Genomic DNA, 20951 nt, shown 5'->3' on the forward strand with positions numbered 1-20951 from the left:
CACTTTCAGATAAATCAACTTCGCAAAGTAAATAATCAACTTTGGAAATAAAAATGTTTCTAAATAGATGTTTTCTTGTAGAATCTCTCCTATTTCTTTGCATTTGTCATTGTTTTTGTCTAGTTTCGTTAACTGTTATGTTTATATGATCGTTAGAAGTAGTTTAAAAAACAACCATTTATATGAAATACATTGTATATATTCTTCTCTTTTTTCCTGTTTGGGTTACAGCACAAACATACAAATATATAGGAATAGAAGATGGCTTGAGCAATCGCCGGATATTCAATATTCAGAAAGATGCTCAGGGCTATATGTGGTTTCTTACAAATGAAGGGATGGACCGATACAACGGTAAAGATATAAAACACTATAAATTAAATAAAGAAGGCACTATTTTGGATGCTCCCATACGTTTGGGATGGTTATATACAGAACCACATATCGGTATATGGGTGGTTGGCAAACAAGGACGAGTCTTTCAATACGAAGCCGACAGAGACGATTTCAAAATGGTATATAAATTACCGGATACCTCTGAAGCAATAAGTTGTGGTTATCTGGATCGCAATGATAATATCTGGATATGTCGTAAAGATACTGTATTGCTGTATAATATTAAAGATGCTCATATAGTTCGATTTCCCAATGTATTGCATAGTAGTATTACGGCAATAGAACAAGTAGATGAGCACCATTTCTTTATAGCAACGGAGACGGGCGTACGATATGTCAAACTGGAGAATGGTATTTTAGAGACCATGCCTGTTGAAACACTGGACTATTTTCATGCACAGGTGAGTGAACTGTATTTTCATCGGCAATTAAAAAGATTGTTCATTGGTTCATTTGAAAGAGGAGTTTTTGTGTACGATATGAATACACAGGAAATTATACGTCCGGACGCTGATCTTAGTGATGTAAACATAGCTCGTATCAGCCCATTGAATGAAACAGAGTTACTGATTGCAACGGAAGGAATGGGGGTGTATAAAGTTAACGTAAATACCTGTGAACTGGAAGATTACATTATTGCTAATTATCAGAGTTATAATGAAATGAATGGAAATAATATCAATGATGTTTTTGTAGATGAAGAAAAGCGGATATGGCTTGCTAATTATCCAACAGGAATTACAGTGATTGATAATCGCTATGAAAATTATCATTGGATGAAACATGCTATGGGTAATGCACAGTCATTAATCAATGATCAGGTACAAGCGGTTATCGAAGATCATGAAGGTGATCTGTGGTTTGGAACTAGTAATGGTATTAGTCTTTATAATTCAAAAACAGGTCAGTGGCATTCATTTCTAAGCTCTTTTAATCATCAACTAAAGGACAAGAATCATATATTTATTACTTTATGTGAAGTGGCTCCTGGCATTATATGGGCAGGAGGATATACTTCCGGCATTTATAAAATAAATAAAGAAACGCTATCAGTTGAATACTTCTCTCCTTACCTTCTTTCTCACGTCAATATGCGTCCGGATAAATATATTCGTGATATAGTTAAAGATTCAAGAGGACATATCTGGTCGGGAGGCTATTATAATCTAAAATGTTTTGATTTGGAGACTAACAGTGCACGTCTATATCCGGGACTGAATTCCATAACATCAATTGTTGAAAAAGACAAAGATAATATGTGGATCGGAACTGCTGCTGGCTTGTATTTATTGAATCGAAATACTGGTGAATATCAGTATATTGAAATGGAGATAGGAATCACTTATATTAATACGCTTTATCAGGCAGATAATGGGTTGTTATATATCGGGACAAATGGTATGGGAGTATTTATTTATAATCCTCAAGATAAGACTTTCGAACATTATTTTTCTGATAATTCTGCTTTAGTTTCAAATAGAATATTTACAATATTGCCGGAAGTAGATGGACGTATAATGATGAGTACAGAGAACGGAATAACCTGTTTTCATACTAAAGAAAAGATATTTCGTAATTGGACTAGAGGAGAAGGCTTGTTGCCTGCATACTTTAACGCAGCGGCAGGAACGGTGCGTAAAAATAAAAACTTTGTATTCGGTAGTACGGATGGAGCAATTGAACTTCCGATGAATGTGAAATTCCCGGATTATAAGTTCTCCAGATTGGTATTTAGCGACTTTCATCTGTCTTATCAACCTGTTTATCCGGGTGTCAAGGATTCTCCTTTACAGAAAAGTATCGATGAGACAGATGTATTAGAGCTGGCTTATGATGAGAATACGTTTTCATTTGAAGTTTCTACAATCAATTATGATTCTCCCGGAAATGCACTATATTCGTGGAAATTAGAAGGCTTTTATGAGAAATGGACTCAACCGGGAGCAAATAATTTGATTCGTTTTACCAATTTGCCTCCAGGTAGATATATTCTTCATGTACGTGCTATATCCAGAGAAGAACATGACATTGTTTTTCAGGAACGTGCTATGAAAATTATCATCACGCAACCTTTTTGGTCGAGTTGGTGGGCTATCTTGTGTTATATTCTGTTGGTAATAGGGGGATTTTATTTTGTTCTACGTGTGATAAATCTAAGAAAACAAAAGAATATATCTGATGAAAAAACGCAGTTCTTCATCAATACGGCCCATGATATACGTACTCCATTAACTTTAATAAAAGCACCTTTGGAGGAATTATTGGAAGAAGAGACGCTTACCGACAATGGAATAACTCGTACGAACATTGCATTGAGGAATGTGGAAGTTCTTTTACGACTGGTCAGCAATCTGATTAATTTTGAGCGAACGGATGTATATTCCTCTAAAATGAGTGTTTCCGAGTATGAGTTGAATACCTATATGAATGAAATATATAATTCATTCTCTTCTTATGCTGCCATTAGGCGTATTGAATATACATACGAGAGTACTTTCAGCTATATGAATGTATCGTTTGATAAGGAGAAGATGGATTCTATTTTGAAGAATATAATATCGAACTCGCTAAAATATACTCCGGAAAATGGAAAGGTCAGCATTTCCGTGTCCGATACGAATGATTCATGGAAAGTGATAATCAAGGATACAGGTATAGGTATTCCTGCCAGTGAACAAAGTAAGTTGTTCAAGCTTCATTTCCGTGCCAGCAATGCTATTAACTCTAAAGTGACGGGTAGTGGTATCGGATTAATGTTGGTAGGAAAACTGGTGAGCCTTCATGGAGGTAAAATTAGTGTAGATAGTGTCGAACATCAAGGTACGACAATCAAAATTGTTTTTCCGAAAAAGAATAAGACTTCTCAAAGTATCAGTGACGAAGCATCTTCTAAATTTGAGGCGTTGGCTCCTGTACTGCCCGCTCCGAATGTACCGGCAAAGACAACCGCTACGATAGATGATCCAAATTTACGACGGATTCTTGTTGTAGAAGACAATGATGAGCTACGCTCCTATCTGGTCAGTTCATTGTCTTCTATATATAATGTACAAGCTTGCGCTAACGGAAAGGAAGCATTGATTATTATCAAAGAATATTGGCCGGAACTGGTTCTTTCTGATATCATGATGCCAGAGATGCGGGGAGATGAATTGTGTGTGGCTATCAAAAGTGATATTGAAATTTCACATATTCCTGTGTTGTTGCTCACTGCTTTGGGAGAAGAAAATAATATTCTGGATGGACTGTCGATTGGTGCGGACGAATATCTCATCAAACCTTTCAGCGTGAAAATATTACGGGCGAATATCGCTAATCTGTTGGCAAACCGGGAACTGTTGCGCATGAGATATGCCAATCTGGATATAGAAGCGAAATCAATGGTTCCATCTGCAAACGGTACTAACAGCCTCGATTGGAAGTTTATATCAAATGTAAAGAAAATCGTGGATGAGAATATAAACAACCCTGAATTTTCCGTTAATGTGCTCTGTGAATCAAGTGGCATGAGCCGTACCAGTTTCTATTGTAAATTGAAAGCATTGACGGGACAGTCTCCGACAGAGTTTATTCGGGGGATGCGTTTGAAACGTGCTACCGAGTTATTGAAAGAGGGTGAATATGCTATTAATGAGATTTCAGACATGGTTGGATTCTCTGAAACTAAATATTTTCGGGAAGTATTCAAAAAATACTATAAGATGAGTCCGAGCAGGTATGCTAAAGAAGGAGGCAATCCCTCTGCTGAACTGGAAGATGACGAAGAAGATTGATAAATAAAAAGCGAATAGATACGTTGTATTTAAAAAAGTTCTCCTCTGTTATGGGTATCTATAACAGAGGAGAACTTTCTTTTTCAAGGCTTATAACTCTTTTCAGGGAAAAGCGGTTATTGATAAGGAAGTTATTTGCGAATCAAATATCTAATGAATAAATAACCTCCGAATACTTGCAGGCACATTCCGGGAATTCCAATGCGGAAATCCTGAATGGCATTGTAGAAATTTCCTATATACATCCACTCTCCCAATGTCCCTACAACTTGATAGGTAAGTACTACGCCAACCAATACCGGGATGGAGATACGTCCGAAACGTTGTGCGGCCCAACCGGCAGCAATGGCGAGCAATACGGACTTTAATAAAATAGCAGGCAGCACCACCGGCATCGGCATACCAAAAAGTGAGGAGTTGATAATAGGGGAAAGAACAGCAGTCAGCAGACCGACTTTCCATCCGTACTTATAAGCTCCGATCAGTGTGAAGAAATAGATAGGCAGCCAGGTTATTCCTCCTTGCGGTATGAGATGAAAAAATTGGGGAAAAAGGATGTTGCCAACGATGAATAACGAGGCTGCCAGATAAGTTCTCACATTGCCGTAATTCAGCGAATAGAGTTTTACAGTAGTTGATTCCATATCATTTTATTATTTAAAAGTTCAAATTAATACCACCCATAAACGTAGCTTTGGGCATGGGATAACCTGCATTTATTTCATAACGCTGTGCCAGCAGGTTCTCTCCTTTTATGAAGAGGTTAGCGAAACGGCAGACACGATAATTCCCACGAAAATTCCATAAAACAAAATGATCCTGTTGCTCGCTACCCTTTACAACAGAAGTATAAAGTCCTTTCACATATTGTACTCCAGTCGATATACTCCAACGTCCGGAAGTATAGTCCGCCCCTGCATACAATTTATGTTCGGGGGCAGCAAGAACGGGATTCTCCATGTGCAACCAGCTATAATTGGCGTTCACATTCCAATGTGAATTGATGTGGTAGCCTATATTCGTTTCAACTCCCCAATTCTCTATCTCTCCGGAATTGATATTCAATGGAGGAAAGAGTCCGTTTGACATAATCAGATTGTCGCCATTGATATAGTAAAGGCTGATTCCATAGGACAATACCCCTTCCAGCAGACGTTGTGAATAGGAAAGTTCATAGTTGATTAGTTTTTCCGGTTTCAATTCCGGGTTGGCAGGAGGAAACATATACATCTCACGAATGGTTGGATTACGGTATCCTTTGCTGACCATTGCTTTAAGTTCTGCATTCTTGGGTAAATGAAAAGCCAGTCCGCCTTGTGGAATCCATTCTGTACCTACGTGTGAATGGTGGTCTACACGAATACCTGCGTCCAGTGAGAACCAACTGCTGATATCCTGACGGAAATCAACGTATCCGGCAAACTCATCCATTTGCTTGTCTACTCCCGGAGTATGTTCACCCGTAGCCAGTACTTTGTTCCATGATTCACCTCCGAAGTGTTGATAATCAAATCCTACGGTCAAACGATTACCGGTAAAGAAAGTGGCACTCTGATACCATGATACACCCAGCATTTTGTCTTTAGAGTTGAAATGTGATTTTTGCGGTTCTTTTCCTATCTGATAGCCATCATTGATTTTATGTCGTCCCCAGTTATAGAAAAAGCTCAAACCTCCTGAAGTCTTTTCATAATGATTTTCCAAAGCGAACGATGTCATTCCACGAGTGATACGAGAATCGTTGTCAATCAGTGGTACTTGGATAGTCCCCGGATTGGAAGCATTAAAATGGGTTACATTCACATCTCCCCATACTTTCCAGAAAGAACTGATATCATAACCTAACTTTGCGTATCCACCATATTGCTCGAATCCCATATCGGGACGATGTCCATCTGTACGATTATATGATCCGGTTACGACGCTACTGAAACGTCCCTTCTTGACACGGTTGGAAAATTCAGTCTGCAACGTGTTATATGAACCGTACCCAACTTGCATATTCGTCTTCACACCTTCTTCCTGTTGCCGACGGGTAACAATATTAATCACACCACCCATGGCATTCGAACCATAAAGTACAGATGCAGGACCACGTAAAACTTCCACTTTCTCTGCCATCATAGATTGATAAGCATCCGCTATCGGATGTCCCATCAACCCCATGTACTGGGGATGACCGTCAATCAGTACCAATAATCCCGCTGTCGGACTACCACCGATACCACGCAAGCTCATGCCACCTGCAGCTCCGGTAGATACGCCATATCCCATGATGCCACGACTGGTAGTGAATAATCCCGGTACCTGCTCCGTTAACAACGGCAAAAGAGAAGGCTCATATCTTTTCTCAATTTGTTGCCTGCCGACTACGGAAATGGTCATCGGAAGATGACGCACATCGGTTTCATTACGTGTTCCGGTGACTACGACTTCATCAATCATATAATTTCTTCCGGCCTGTATGCTATCCTTTTTAGTCTGTGCCATTCCCGAGAGGGAAAGCAAGCTACCGAACAGGAATAAACAGGCTGTATTTCTTTTCATACTTTATTTCGTGTTTCAAGTTTCTTCTTTTTACTTCTTATTTCTGATCTTTTCCAGAAAATCGCGGATCAGTGGTAATATTTCTTCTGCTGATTCCACTTCGCTGCACATTGTCTCTACAGGACATCCTTCTGTATGGTTACGGTTCCAGATAAAAGGTACTTCCTCTGTAAAATCAACTTTTATATCTGATTTCTGAAGCAACTCCAGAGCTTTGGTACTGATAATATCAGTATATAACTCTTTGATACCTCCCAGAATCATCAGGGCGGCAGCTCCCTTTCCAACCACCTTATCAGCAATCGAGGCTCCTTTAAGAAACTCCGGTTCCTGAGTCAGTAAATCATAGATATCAGCCACACCGCGTTGAGTGAAAGTGCGGATTTCTCCTTTGTTGGCAATAGTACAGGAATATCCTCCCGTATGTAGTAAATTGATTAATTCTTCCATCTTTTTTTATAAAGTACCTTGTTTCAATTGTTCTACGAACTGATCTATCCGATGCAGCTCTTTCGGAATATCAATGTTCTGCGGACAGTGTGCCACACACTGGTTACAACCGATGCAATGGCTTGCCTGACGAAGTTTAGGCACGCTGCGGTCATATCCGACAAGAAAAGCGCGTCGGGCTTTCGCATAATTCTCATCCTGCCCGTTCCTGGGGACATTCCCTTCATTGACACAACGGTTGTAATGTAACAACACAGCAGGTATATCCAACCCATACGGACATGGCATACAATATTTGCAGTCGTTGCAAGGGATCGTTGGATATTTCAACATTAATTGTGCCGTTTCTTCGAGAAACTCTTTTTCTTCATCTGTCAACGGTTCCAAAGGAGAATAAGTGCGGAGATTATCTTGCAGATGTTCCATATAAGTCATACCACTTAACACAGTCAGAATGTCCGGAAATGAACCGGCAAAACGGAAAGCCCAGGAAGCGACACTACTTTCCGGACGGCGTTGTTTGAGCCGTGCCACCAGGTTGTCATTCAATTTAGACAAACGACCTCCTAAAAGCGGTTCCATGATGATAGATGGAATTCCTCGTTTATGCAATTCTCCATACAGATATTCAGCATCCGTATTCCGGGTATTGGTTTCTTTGGCATGTTTCCAGTCTACATAGTTCAATTGTATCTGTACGAAGTCCCACTTGAATTCATCGTGCCGTGAAAGCAGATAGTCATACACTTCGATATCCCCGTGATAGGAGAATCCCAAATTGCGGATACGTCCTGCCTCCCGTTCTTTCACTAGAAAGTCAAGCATTCCGTTATCCAGGTAGCGTCCTTTAAGGGCTTCCATTCCTCCCATGCCGATGCCGTGAAGCAGCATATAATCAATGTAATCTACCTGCAGGTCTGCAAACGATTTGTGGTACATCTTGAGCGATGCTTCACGAGACCATGTATCGGGAGAGAAATTGGATAACTTGGTGGCGATATAATATTTGTCACGGGGATGACGGCTCAATGCAATACCCGTTGCCTTTTCGGAAAAGCCCTGTACGTATGCCGGAGATGTATCGAAATAGTTTACTCCGTGAGCGATTGCATAATCAATCAGTCCATTCACGGCATCCTGGTCGATTACTTCACCATTACCGTTGGGAACAGGTTTGAGAGGCCAACGCATACAACCATATCCCAAGAGTGAAACACGGTCACCGGTAGTCGGAGACGTGCGGTAAGTCATTTTATCGGTAGGCACCTCTCCTTCTCCTGTTGCGCTGCTTGAAGAGGAAGTACCTTTTGAAGAGCATCCGTATAATAGCCCTGTCGACGTGGCTGCACTAATACCTACAATCTTAATGAAATCTCTTCTATTTATATCTTTCTTATTTTTATCTTCCATAATCTTATACTGATTTAGATCAAATAATTCTATGCATCTGATGTCCTGTCACATAAATAGCGCTGAAAGGACGGGACGGACAAAGGTTCTCACACGCCCCACAACCGATACATTTTTCTACATTTACTACCGGAATCTTTGGAGAATCTGTTTTTTCAGGATCGGAAGCTACCATCTGTATGGCACCTGTCGGACAATGGCGGGCACAGTTGCCACATTCCATTCCATCTGTCAAAGGTACACAGTTCTCTTTAATCCATACGGCATGCCCGATCTGAATAGCTGATTTCTCGGCAAGACTGGTGAGATGAATAGCACCGGCAGGACAAACTTCCGAACATTTAGTACATTCGGGACGGCAATACCCACGTTCGTATGACATTTCCGGTTGCATCAATGTCAATAGGTTGTCCGATGGGCGCAATACCTGGTTGGGACAAACAGAGACACATAATTGGCAGGCTGTGCAATGTTGAGTGAAATTGCGTGCGCTTAAAGCACCGGGAGGATAGATAGGATTTTCTCTTTGGGGAATCTTTTTATCTTCGATAGTAGCCAATCCTCCGTCTACTTTTTTCTCTTGTGCTTTCAGTACAGAAGTTGTTGCAAAAATGGCCGATGCTGAAAGGAAGCTACGACGGGCATTGTCTATCTGTTCAGTAGTGACAGACTTTGCTTTCGTATCTTCGCTCGTAGCTGTTTCGTTCTTAGGTTTCCGTCTTGTGTATGTAATGGCTCCATGCTTACACTTTCCGATGCAATCCATACAAGTCACACAACGGCTATAATCTATTTCATGAGCTTTCGGATTAATACACGATGCTTTGCAATTGCGGGCACACAAACCGCAACTATTGCATTTGGAAGTATCAATTACCGGTTTGAATATCGCATATTTGGATATAAACCCTAATACAGTACCTACGGGGCAGATCGTATTACAATAGGTTCGTCCGTTGCGCCACGCCAGAATGAAAAGAACAACAAGGGTAACAATGGCAATCAGCATCGTCGAAAGACTCTTTATCCATACATCTACCTCATAAAAAGCATAACTATCCACTCGTTCGGCGAAGTACGCCAACAGGTTGTTTCCCCATTGCCAGACCGGTGCAAAAAGACTGGAAGCTATCCGGCCATAAGCACTATACGGTGCCAGCAAGATAGCCAAAGAGTTCAATCCTGCAACCATCATAATAATGAATACTCCTAAAACGCCATACCGCAACCATTTCATTGCTGGTGAATAACGGAACCGGTTTTTCTTTTGTTTGCCGGATACCCACGAAACAATGTCCTGAAACACTCCCAACGGACAAATAACAGAGCAGTAGATACGTCCGAACAGGAATGTAAGTACAACTAAAAACAATACGACACCTATGTTCAAGGCTAATAAAGCCGGCAGAAATTGAATTTTCGCCAACCATCCGAACCATGTGTGCAATGTACCCGTGAAGTCGAGAAAGAGCAGGGTAATAAGTGTAAAGCACACAATGGCGGTTGTAAGTCTGATAGTACGTAGCATAAACTAATTAATTTTCAATTTATAGTAGTTATATCTAAATGTCTAAAACTGTCAGGATTGAACCATCTATATTTCAACTTTGCAAAGTTAATCAGGGAAATTTGTTTTTCAACTATACAAATTACAGAATGTTTTACCAATTTCACTGATAACAGACGGGAAAACCTTTAGCCGATTGGGTAAAACACTATTTTTCTAATGCCACGACCTCTCCAATCTCCGGAATCAATACATTCAGAGAATCTTTATTCTTCATCTCTTCTGCATTTTTGAGAGGTTCATCCCAACGATGTTTGGCCAACGCATATTTAGAATGATGTACGGTCAGAACTCTTTTCGCTTTTAAATCTCTGGCCGTCTGTGCCATATATTGGGGCATCAGATGAATTAAGCTCCACTCTTCGTTGTATTGCCCGTTTTCAAGAATTGCGAGGTCGATGCCGGGGAACCGGTTGCCTATTTCTGCATAATGCGTATCATATCCTCCGTCTCCGCCAATGTATATCTTTTGTGAAGGAGCTTCTAGCAGGAAAGAAGCCCAAAGTGACTGGTTGGCAGTAAGTCTGCGACCGGAGAAATGACGGGCAGGCAAACAATGTATCATAAAGCCCGGAGCGAGGTTTGCGTCTTCATTCCAGTCAAGTTCTATCAGACGCTCTTTATCAAATCCCCAATATTCGAAATGTTCGCCAACACCCAACGGACAAATCACTGCTCCAATCCGGTCTTTTAATTTTTTGACTGTGTTGTAATCCAAATGATCCCAATGATCGTGACTAATCACGAGATAATCAATGTCCGGCATATCATCCGGTGTATAAAGTTCCGTACCTTTGAATGGCTTGTTGACAAAAGATACGGGAGAAGCCATACAAAATACCGGGTCAACCAATATTCGCTTTCCTCCCGTTTGAATCAGGTAAGATGAATGTCCGAACCATACCAATATTTCTTCATTACGGCCAATCTTGCGTAAATCTGTTTTTATTGCTTTGACAGCCTGTTCGGGGCGCAAACCGTCTATCTTTCTGAAAATGAACTCCCAGATTCCGCTAAAACGTCCCCTGTCGGAAGTCATCAATAGAGTTTCATGCTGATTTTTAAATTCTCCGTTTCTGTAATTAGGAGATTTCATGACTCTTTCCAGCCGTTCCCCACGGGGAGTTCTGCCGAAACTGGCTTGATTGATAAAAACAATGACTGACACCGCCAGCAATGCTATTACAGCTAATATACATCCTACAATCATACGTGCTTTGAATTTCTTGAATATGATACGCATATAATTCATAACTAAATTATTTCACGCAGCAAATATACAGGTATTCAGAGAGCTTGTTAGTATATATATTACAGATTGTTATACCATAATTACTGAAAGCAGTTGCCTGTTGGGTGTCAGTCTATTGTGTGAACAAACCCTTTTCTTGTTCAGTTATTTAGAAATAAATTTTGTAGCTGATGTTCGGAATCAGACCCGCTCCGTCTTTTTCTTCTACTACACTCGTTCTTTCATTGTATTGATAGAAATGCATTCCGGTGCGCATACCCACATTCAGTATTTTCAGAGAAAACTCGTGGGATACTCTTTTCTTATTGATCCGGAAGCTGATCGAAACATCACCGTTTATAGATGGATTGAATCGTTTAGTATATGCTTTGCTCTCGTCAAAAACGATGTCTTTTTCTTCCTGACTTTTTTCTTCATCCACAGGTGTATAGCGTCCTCCTCCCTGAAAGAACAGACGGCCGTTTACACTTAATACATTCTGTTTGAGTCTGCCAACCATCCATTCTTTTCCGGCGAGCAGGTTCACTAAAAAACTTTTATCCAGTCTCGTATTTCGCCAGATACGGTCTCCTCCCCTATATTTCGATTTGAATAATGAAGCTGTAATCATATAGTAGAAGCCGTTTTTCATGTATTGTTCCAGTGTTATATCTATTCCATAGTTTTTGGCTATTCCGGTGTTTGTCAATATGCGGTCTAAATAGAATTCTTCATAATTGATAATCGAAAAGGAGGAGTTTTCCTCAACCGGTATGTGGAACAAGTATTGATAATAGGGTTCTATTTTCAGATGTAGGCTCTGATTGATATTCCAGTCATAAGTGAATCCGAAATGATGTGCCTTTGAGAAGTCCAGGTACCGGTTTGATTCCTTTTTACCATTGATTATCTGTTCAACAAAGTAATAGTCGAGCCTTTCCCGGCGGCTATGCAAGCCGTAAGCTGCTGCTAAAGAATGTGCAGGATTTATTTTCCATTTAAGGGCAACTCTCGGTTCTATCGACCAGTTCTTGTTTAAAGTAAAATATTGTCCGGTAACCCCTAAACTGGTTGTCAGATTGTTGCTCAAGTTTATTACAGAACTACTATATGCCGAGAGGACTGTACTTTCTCCACTGCCTTTCGATATTTGTTCCATAGGTTTGTTTAATCCCAAATAAGGGCTGACTTTGTAATCAAGATCATATTTAAGTTCCGTAATGGTAATCCCTGTTCTGTTGGTATGCCTCGGACTGAATTTCTTATTCAGATATGAATTGAATACTAAATTCCATCTGCTATTCTGAATATCTGCTACATTAATAATAGCGTCGTCGGTATGTAAGTCCGCCAATGAACGGTCTTTGGAATAGGTAGCGGATAGAGAAGAACGGATATAAGTATTTTCATCCAGTACATATTTGTGCGCTAAGCCACCTGCCAGTTTTTCCAGTTTATTATATCCCGACGACCGGTCTCCCATCGTTTCCCATTCGGAACGTTCCAAAACATCTGCTTTATTTCTGTCTATCAATCCTAATCCCCAGATCGAAAAGGTTCCAGCTTTACGTGTGGGAAAATTTAGTTTGAAGGCTAAATCCTGATATTTCAGGTTGATGTCATTACCCGATGCCAGTGAAGTAGTAGAAAAGCGATAATTCACCAGATAGGAACTTCCCCGTTTTTTATTGATAGGACCTTCCGAAGCTAAATCTATGCCCATGAGTCCGACCTGAAAGGCGTGTTCGTACTTCTGATTGTTACCATTGCGCAAATGCATATCGAAAACACCTGATAGGGCATTACTGTATTCCGCCGGGAAAGCTCCGTTGTAGAAATCGGAGTTGCCGATGACTTGCGTACTCAAAGCGGACAGGAATCCTCCTCCCAAGCCTGATAAATCAGCAAAGTGAGTAGGATTAGGTATTTCAATTCCCTCCAGTCTCCATTGTGTAAATTGCGGGGCATTTCCCCGGATGGCAACCGCATTAGTACCGACATCTCCTGCTACACCTGCAAATGCAGAACTTAACCGTGCAGGATCGTCAAAACCATTGGCAAATCGGGACGCTTCTTCAATACTAATCATACGTCCTCCTGTGATAGCCATTGGGTTGACAGTCCGGTCTTTTTTTATTTCCGGCTTGACAAGTACTTCAGCCAAATCTTGTACATTCTCATCCATAGGAATCTCTACAAATACTTCTTTGGATGAAGTGACAGATACTTCGCTGATGATACTTGGGCGATACCCCATAAAAGATGCCTGAATATTATAACGACCCACCGGGACATTATTAATCCGGAAATTTCCCCGTCCGTCAGTCGAACCTCCCCGTGAGGGATCTTCTATTATACAGACAGAGGCATATTCTATGGGTGTATTGGTTTTGGAATCAACAACGATTCCTCTTATGGTTTGAGTCAGTTTTTGTGTATCATTGTTGGCGGGCTTTTGCTTGTTATCCTGCGAAGAAATAATAATATGATATCCTTTTATCTTATATACATATCCGGTTTCCTTCAATAGTTGAGCCATAGCTTTGTCAATGGTTACATTTTTGAATGATAAAGAGTGCTTCTTTTCGATATTCAGGTTCGATTGTTCATAAGCGATGCTATATCCGGTTTGTGTTTCAATTTGTGCAAAAGCCTCTTTTAATGAGATATTTTTATTTTGTATGGTAATCTTTTTATCTTTATTCTGTGCAATAGTTGTAAGAGATAGAAAAGTAAAAAATAAAAAAATGGCGAGCTTACCTGCCCGTTTATTTGTATTTATTCGATTCATTATTCTATATTTGTATGTTGATACTTCATTTTACGTCACTTGTTGAATGAGGGTAGACATTTCAGAACTGGGAAGAGGGTCTCAAGCTGCTTCCCGGTTCTTTTTATTCATAGGCTGTTTCTTTTTATTGTCGGGTTAATACTATTTTCTTTTCATATTGCTGATAATCAAAGCCGATGATATCTTTCAATATATTCAGTATTTCATTCAGACTTTCATCTTTCAGAAACTTAACCGTATATCGTTTGGATGCGGGGATAATTGCTGTATTATCAATAGTGGTGTTATAGTGCCTTTCCAAGGTTCGAAATATTTCTCCGGCGCTGGCATTGGTAAATACTAGTTTTCCCGCCATCCAACAATTTGTATCATTCGTATCTATCACTGATATGTGAATATCTGATGATTTTTTGTCGTATGTAAGCTGCTCATCGGGCTTTAGTATATGGGGAGGTTGAGACCGGACACTCACTTCCACCTTACCGCTAGTCAATGTAGTCGTTATTTTCTCATCATTAGGATAGGCTTTCACATTGAACCTGGTTCCAAGAACTTTCACAGAGAGTTGGGAGGTTTCTACAATAAAAGGACTTACAGTATCTTTTTTGACAGAGAAATAAGCTTCACCGTCAAGCATGACCAAGCGTTTATCTTTGGCAAAAGTTTCCGGGTATAAAATGCTACTTCCCGCGTTCAACCATACTTCCGAACTATCCGGCAAGATTAAGCGCTTCTGTTCTCCGTAGGCAACGGATATTTCTATCATTTCGTTGTGAGGAGAAAGATAGTAGAACATCCCTCCCGCAAATAGAAATAAAGGAACAATAACGGCGGCGACACGGGCAAACTTCTGGTAAGAAGCTATGTTGGTCAGATGCTCCTTATTATATCCTGTTCTTAAATTCACCCGTTCCAATGAAGCATAAGTGCTTGAATCGGCTTCTATGTCCAATTCATTCCAATAATCCAATGAGGCTTTAGCTTTCGCCTGCTGATTTTCATCTTTGATGATCCATTTCTGCACTTTCTCTTCCGTTTCAGATGGAAAGCGGGCGGAGAGGAACATTTTGATGATTTTACTGATATTACTTTTCTTCATTTTTGCTGCACTTTACTATATATACAGTTTAGTGGCAAAAAGCTCAATAAGAAAGTGGAAGTTTTTTTTATAAAGCAGAATGAAAAAAAATATAATGCTATAATAGTGATACCAGGAAACATGAAATAACCTTCCGTATTTCTTTCAAAGCAAGACTTAGCTGGCTTTCAACATTTCTTTTGGTAGTATTCAGGCGTTCGGCAATTTCGGCATTGGATAATCCTTCGTTACGACTCAATGTATAAATCATTCTCCGTTGTTCGGGCATTCCTCCGACAAGTTCGTCAATCAGCATTTCCAATTCCTTGGCAATAAGGTCTTCTTCGGAAGTAGAGCTATATCCTGTTTCTTGATTATTGTTCAGATAGGCATCACACACATATTTATGTTTCAGAAAGTTGATTGCTGCATTTCTTGCAATGGTGTGCAAATAAGAATTGAATGATCTGGACGTATCAATCGAATGACGGTTGATCCAAAGATTGACAAATAAATCCTCTGTCAGCTCTTCCGCATCAGGTTCTGATTTTATATATCCGTCAATGAATGTTTTGGTTTTGTTGTAGTATGCTATAAAAATAGTCTCAAAGGCCTTGTGATTCCCATCCTGAAAGGCCTCCAGCGTTTTTATATCAATGTTGTTATTCATACTATCTCCCAATTTTCATTTCATTAGGACAAAAGAAGCAATAATTTATTTTAGATAGATGGTCTTTTTTGAAATATTAATGATATTAGAAAGATTTATTCTATTTTCAAGATTCTCTTCATCTCCGGACGAAAGCTATCACCCCAGATTTCCAGTTGCTCAATCAGAGGAATCAGCGTCTTTCCCAATTCGGTGATAGCATATTCCGAATGGGGAGGAAGCTCCATGAATATCTTTTTGCTGATAATGCCGTGCATCTCCAATTCTTTCAGTTGTTGATTGATGACCCGGGGACTTGCCTCGGTAAATAAACGATGCAGCTCGCTGGGACGTTTCGGACCAGTGCATAATTCCTGAATGATGCAACTTTTCCATTTTCCCCCGATCACTTCCATCGTAATCTTTATCCCACAATCAATATCAAAAGGAATTTTCTTCTTATACATAGTTTTCTGCTTTTCTGCAAAAATAAGGATATCACTACAAAAACAAAAATAATAATCCCCAAATGTAGTATAGGGCTAAATTTATCAGTATATGAATAATTCGTCCCTACTTGCCGATGTTTCAGGTATTCCCTACTTTTGCTTCAAAAAGATGAGAAAGTATTTATTATCACTTGCATTAGTCGTTGGAGTCGTTTCAATGAATGCACAAGAAAAAGTAACAAACAATGTAAATATGGAAAATAAAAAATCAACTCTTCGTTTTATCTATCCTCAATGGCAAGGAGGAATTGTAGATCATTGGATGCCTGATATTCCGGCGGAAGATTCATCCAGAGGCTACTATCTGGGAGCACAGTTATTGAACTATTTAGCCCCACAGACCGGTCAGAATACGGTCGAAGTTCCGGTTTCACTGGATATAAATGACAGAGCGACGGAAAAAGGTATCAGTGCACGCAGTGTCATACTGAAACAAACTAAAGCTGCGCTTGATCTGCTTAAAGAGAATCATCCGGATCGGATTGTCACTTTAGGAGGAGAATGTTCCGTTAGTGTTGTTCCGTTTACTTATTTAATCAATAGATACCCGGATGATGTAGCTATCGTCTGGATAGACGCACATCCCGACATCAATCTGCCTTATGATGAATATAAGGGTTATCATGCAATGGCACTAACAGCTTGTTTGGGAATGGGAGATGAAGAAATAATGGAATTACTTCCGGGAAAAACGGATGCTTCCAAAGCCCTGATTGTCGGACTCCGCTCATGGGATGAGGGTATGCAGGAACGACAAAGAAAGCTGGGAATTAAAGGATTATCTCCACAGGAAGTTGCCAATGATCGTACAAAGATTATGGAATGGCTGAAAAGTACCGGGGTTTCGAAGGTGGTTATACATTTCGATATGGATGTATTGGACCCGGCAGAGATAATCGCTGCCGTAGGCGTTGAGCCTAACGGCATGAAGATTGAAGAAGTAGTTCGTATCATTAATGATATATCCTCCGAATATGATCTGGTAGGACTTACAGTTGCCGAACCTATGCCACGAGTGGCAATCAAACTTAGAAATATGCTCAATCAGTTACCTCTATTGAAAGATTAAATCCCCTTTGACGAGGACGGTAAAGAATACCGAATACATTCAGTAGATACCCCAATAAACACAATAATGGGGCAATACGTATGCGTGTTCCACTAAATATATCGGGATTATAGGCGGCAAGGGTACTCCCCTCGCCGCTCATTAATATATATCCTATGATAATCAATATAGAGCCGATAATTAAGATGACGTAATTTCTTTTGCCCAATACTGTTTTTATTTCTTCTTCTCTTATTCTTTTCGATTTCATATTCTTTGAGTTTAGTTGTGATAATTCATTAGTTGAGTAAAGCGCATATATTTCTTTTCAAATTGCTGATTACTCTGTTCATATCTCTCTTTATCCATACTCTTCAGTAATTCATTACACTGATTCCATTGCCAGAACCTATACAAACAATCCTGTTGAACCATCCCTATCCGGTTATCTCCCAATGAGAAAGCCCAGTCGATATAATTTTCCGATTCTGCTATCAGATGATTCAATAGATCGGTCGCTTTCTGCGTTTCTCCTATGGAAGCATAAGCGGTGGCTATATCATACGAACCACTCTCGTATACTTCAGGAACATTATATGCCGGAATAGCTTGCCCAGCATATTCCAATACTTTTCTGGCACGGATGTCGTCTCCTTGTTTCACCAATTCTTTAGCCAGTTGCGCAAAGAGCCTTCGATGAGAATAACAGATGCGCAGGGTTGTTTCGTCCAGATAAAGTCCGGGAGTATCCAATCCACCGTATTTATATCTGTTCATCACATTCTCGTAGAGCTTCTCCGTATCTATGGCATATCCATTGCCTTCTTCCACGTCTCCCCATTCTTTATAGTTGAAAGGAGTAAACCGGAATGCTAACCCTTCCTGAACAAAGTAGTCATCAAATTTCAGTTTACTGGAGTTGCCTACCGAGATAGCCATGTACAGGGGACGTTCCCAGTTACAGTTAGCCAGGATCTCGAGCATGAGTAAGTCCACTTTAGTCAACAGACGTATATTTTTTAGAGAAATAGACAGTTTATCCGGTATTGCATCTCTTAGTTCTTCCCCTTTTAAATGACGAATGGCTTCAGGCAACATCATTCCAGAACGGAGTACTGCATCCTTATCAATATAAATATTTATAGTATCGGTAGGTATCACATGGAATTCCTGTTTCTCTGCGAACACCCAATATTTCAGGATATTCTTTATTTCATACGGATCATTTCCAAAACTATCACGGGCTTCTTCGGGATGTTTCTGATACAATGCTTCTATCTGTTTCTTCAATTCCGGACGAACAGCCACATATTCGTTCTTCCCTTCCTGGTATTGATTTTGATCCCAACTGATCGGCAGTCCGGGAGCATCGTACAGAGGACATTGTTGCTGATAAATGTACCAGTCGGTCTGCGCATAACTTAAATTGCAGATACGTACATCTCTGCGTACTTCTTCCGTATCCTGATTATACCACAAGGGGAACGTATCATTATCCCCCTCACAGAATATGATCGGATTTCCTTTGTCGGGAAGTGTCATCAGATAATTAGCACCAAAGTCACGACAGGTATACCGGTTGCTTCGATCGTGGTCATCCCAAGTCTGGCTTGCCATTTGTATGGGGACAAACAGGCAAAGCAGCATAAGTAAGCCGACTGGGAGGATTTTTGCCTGTTTCCTGCGAAGCATGTCACAGCATCCGGCGGCTCCCATTCCAATCCAGATAGCGAACGCATAAAACGAACCTGCATACGCATAATCCCGTTCACGGGGTTGTCCGGGAGTCTGATTCAGATAGAGCACAATAGCCAATCCCGTCATAAAGAAAAGGAAAAATAAGACACTGAATTGCTGCTTGCCTTTTTTTCCACGTGTCCATTGCCAATAGATACCGAGTAATCCTAATAATAATGGTAAGCCATAGAACACATTGTGACCTTTGTTCTCACGCAAAGATTCCGGCAAAAGTTTTTGATCCCCCAGTCGCAGATTATCAAGCCAGGAAATTCCTGTAATCCAGTTACCATGTTCCGGTTCACCGCTTCCTTGAATATCATTCTGTCGTCCGACAAAATTCCATAAGAAATAGCGCCAGTACATGTAATTGAGTTGGTATGTGATAAAATAAGTCAGGTTCTCTTTTTGTGTAGGAGCCTCATTCGCACCTCCACCGGACCATCCTTTGTAAGAAGCGGCCGAACGATCATTCCACATTCGCGGAAATAACATATTTTGAGTGTAGCACACGTCTTCCTTATAGCGAATAATTTTATACTTGCCTTCTTTCTTATCCGGCCGATAGATGGCACTACCTTTTTCTGTCTTTACCTTGTAATAGTCTCCTTCGGGCACATACTCCGGTTCGGACGCATAGGTTCTCCCATAAAGTAAAGGAGCACTTTCATACTGTTCGCGATTCAGGTAGCTTTTGAGTGTGAAAATAGTATCCGGTGCATTCTCGTTGAGCGGCGTATTAGCATTGGCACGAATGAGTATGACCGCATAGGTGGTATATCCTATGGTGAGCATGAGTAAACACCACAAACCGGTATTCACGATGCGTTTTCTGAACCGATAAATGGCTCCTATCAGTAAAAACAGGACCAAACCCAGAAAGACGATCAATCCTGACTGGAAGGGTAATCCCATCACATTGACAAAGAATAATTCGAACCATCCTCCTACATCAGCCATTCCGGGTATATAAACAAAAAGAATCAATACAATAAGAATACCGGATAATGCAATGGCCCCGATAACTCCCTTGAGTGATAGAGTCTGATATTTTTGGTAATAGAACACTAATACAATGGCAGGAATACAAAGCAGATTAAGCAAATGCACTCCGATTGAAAGCCCTATAATATAGGCTATCAGGATAATCCAGCGGTCACCGGACACAGAATCTGCTTCATCCTGCCAGCGAAGAATCATCCAAAATACCAAGGCTGTGAGGAAAGAAGAGAAGGCATATACCTCCCCCTCTACCGCACTAAACCAGAATGTATCACTGAAAGTATAAGCTAAAGCTCCCACAAAACCTGCTCCCAGAATGATAATAACATCCATAACAGATAATTTCCGTTCATCGCCCACAAGCAAGGCTCTCACTAATCGGGTAATACTCCAGAAAAGAAACAAGATACAACCGGCACTCAATAGTGCATTTAAAAAGTTGACCATTCCCGACACTTGCGAAGCATCGGAAGCAAACTGGGTAAACAGGTTGCCGACAAGCATATAGAAAGGTGCTCCCGGCGGATGCCCTACCTGTAATTTTTCAGCACAAGAAATAAATTCGGGACAATCCCAGAAACTTGCGGTTGGTTCGATGGTCATCCCATACACAAATGCTGCTATCAGAAAGACCAGCCACCCACCGAAATCATTCCATCTTTTAAATAATAAGTTGCTCATTGTTCTGTACTTTTTTATTTGCAAAGTTACAGGACATACTGCTAAAACAGGCATTTTTTACCGGACGGATACGGACGGTCGT

General features: G+C 40.4%; 14 protein-coding genes. 2 read left to right on the top strand and 12 right to left on the bottom strand.

Translation table 11 applies throughout. The features are described from left to right. Positions 1 to 182 precede the first annotated feature (182 nt). Positions 183 to 4169 (top strand): two-component regulator propeller domain-containing protein, encoded by a 3987-nt coding sequence (locus tag BSCG_RS16825; protein WP_008775682.1) that lies wholly within the window; start codon positions 183 to 185, stop codon positions 4167 to 4169. 131 nt (positions 4170 to 4300) lie between these two features. Here BSCG_RS16825 and BSCG_RS16820 read toward each other — a convergent pair whose 3' ends face one another. The 10 genes from BSCG_RS16820 to BSCG_RS16775 all read right to left on the bottom strand — a co-directional run bounded on the left by BSCG_RS16820 (position 4301) and on the right by BSCG_RS16775 (position 16359). Beyond that, positions 4301 to 4813, bottom strand: coding sequence for a hypothetical protein (locus tag BSCG_RS16820; protein WP_004296005.1), 513 nt, complete (start codon positions 4811 to 4813; stop codon positions 4301 to 4303). A gap of 13 nt (positions 4814 to 4826) precedes the next feature. After that, the gene (locus BSCG_RS16815; protein WP_032849461.1) at positions 4827 to 6716 is read right to left on the bottom strand and encodes a TonB-dependent receptor; all 1890 of its coding nucleotides are present in this window, start codon (positions 6714 to 6716) and stop codon (positions 4827 to 4829) included. Between the two features lie 30 nt (positions 6717 to 6746). Further along, positions 6747 to 7166 (bottom strand): DUF1893 domain-containing protein, encoded by a 420-nt coding sequence (locus BSCG_RS16810; protein ID WP_008775685.1) that lies wholly within the window; start codon positions 7164 to 7166, stop codon positions 6747 to 6749. A gap of 6 nt (positions 7167 to 7172) precedes the next feature. Next, positions 7173 to 8576, bottom strand: a complete 1404-nt coding sequence (locus tag BSCG_RS16805; protein WP_008775686.1) for an aldo/keto reductase — start codon at positions 8574 to 8576, stop codon at positions 7173 to 7175. Between the two features lie 19 nt (positions 8577 to 8595). Next, entirely contained in the window at positions 8596 to 10104 is a 1509-nt protein-coding gene (locus tag BSCG_RS16800; protein WP_008775687.1) for a 4Fe-4S binding protein, read from the bottom strand. 187 nt (positions 10105 to 10291) lie between these two features. Then, positions 10292 to 11395 carry an MBL fold metallo-hydrolase gene (locus BSCG_RS16795; RefSeq protein WP_004318262.1) on the bottom strand — a complete coding sequence of 368 codons (1104 nt, stop codon included), beginning with the start codon at positions 11393 to 11395 and terminating at the stop codon, positions 10292 to 10294. Between the two features lie 148 nt (positions 11396 to 11543). Next, a complete protein-coding gene (locus BSCG_RS16790) occupies positions 11544 to 14165 on the bottom strand; it encodes a carboxypeptidase-like regulatory domain-containing protein (protein ID WP_032849462.1) in 2622 nt (873 codons plus the stop codon). A gap of 124 nt (positions 14166 to 14289) precedes the next feature. Further along, positions 14290 to 15264 (bottom strand): FecR family protein, encoded by a 975-nt coding sequence (locus BSCG_RS16785; protein ID WP_004296012.1) that lies wholly within the window; start codon positions 15262 to 15264, stop codon positions 14290 to 14292. A 97-nt stretch (positions 15265 to 15361) separates the two neighbouring features. Then, positions 15362 to 15913, bottom strand: a complete 552-nt coding sequence (locus tag BSCG_RS16780; RefSeq protein ID WP_004296013.1) for an RNA polymerase sigma-70 factor — start codon at positions 15911 to 15913, stop codon at positions 15362 to 15364. A gap of 95 nt (positions 15914 to 16008) precedes the next feature. Beyond that, positions 16009 to 16359, bottom strand: a complete 351-nt coding sequence (locus BSCG_RS16775) for a winged helix-turn-helix transcriptional regulator (RefSeq protein ID WP_004296014.1) — start codon at positions 16357 to 16359, stop codon at positions 16009 to 16011. 91 nt (positions 16360 to 16450) lie between these two features. Here BSCG_RS16775 and BSCG_RS16770 point away from each other — a divergent pair, with 91 nt between their 5' ends. Then, positions 16451 to 17470 carry an arginase family protein gene (locus tag BSCG_RS16770; protein WP_004296015.1) on the top strand — a complete coding sequence of 340 codons (1020 nt, stop codon included), beginning with the start codon at positions 16451 to 16453 and terminating at the stop codon, positions 17468 to 17470. Here BSCG_RS16770 and BSCG_RS16765 read toward each other — a convergent pair. After that, positions 17442 to 17720: a DUF3098 domain-containing protein gene (locus tag BSCG_RS16765; RefSeq protein WP_004296016.1), complete on the bottom strand. Its 279-nt coding sequence runs from the start codon at positions 17718 to 17720 to the stop codon at positions 17442 to 17444. The two genes, BSCG_RS16770 and BSCG_RS16765, sit on opposite strands and share 29 nt — an antisense overlap. Before the next feature lie 11 nt (positions 17721 to 17731). Next, a complete protein-coding gene (locus BSCG_RS16760; RefSeq protein WP_008775691.1) occupies positions 17732 to 20869 on the bottom strand; it encodes a DUF2723 domain-containing protein in 3138 nt (1045 codons plus the stop codon). Between the last annotated feature and the right edge of the window lie 82 nt (positions 20870 to 20951).

Origin of the sequence: Bacteroides sp. 2_2_4 (assembly GCF_000157055.1) — a bacterium.
GTDB lineage: Bacteria > Bacteroidota > Bacteroidia > Bacteroidales > Bacteroidaceae > Bacteroides > Bacteroides ovatus.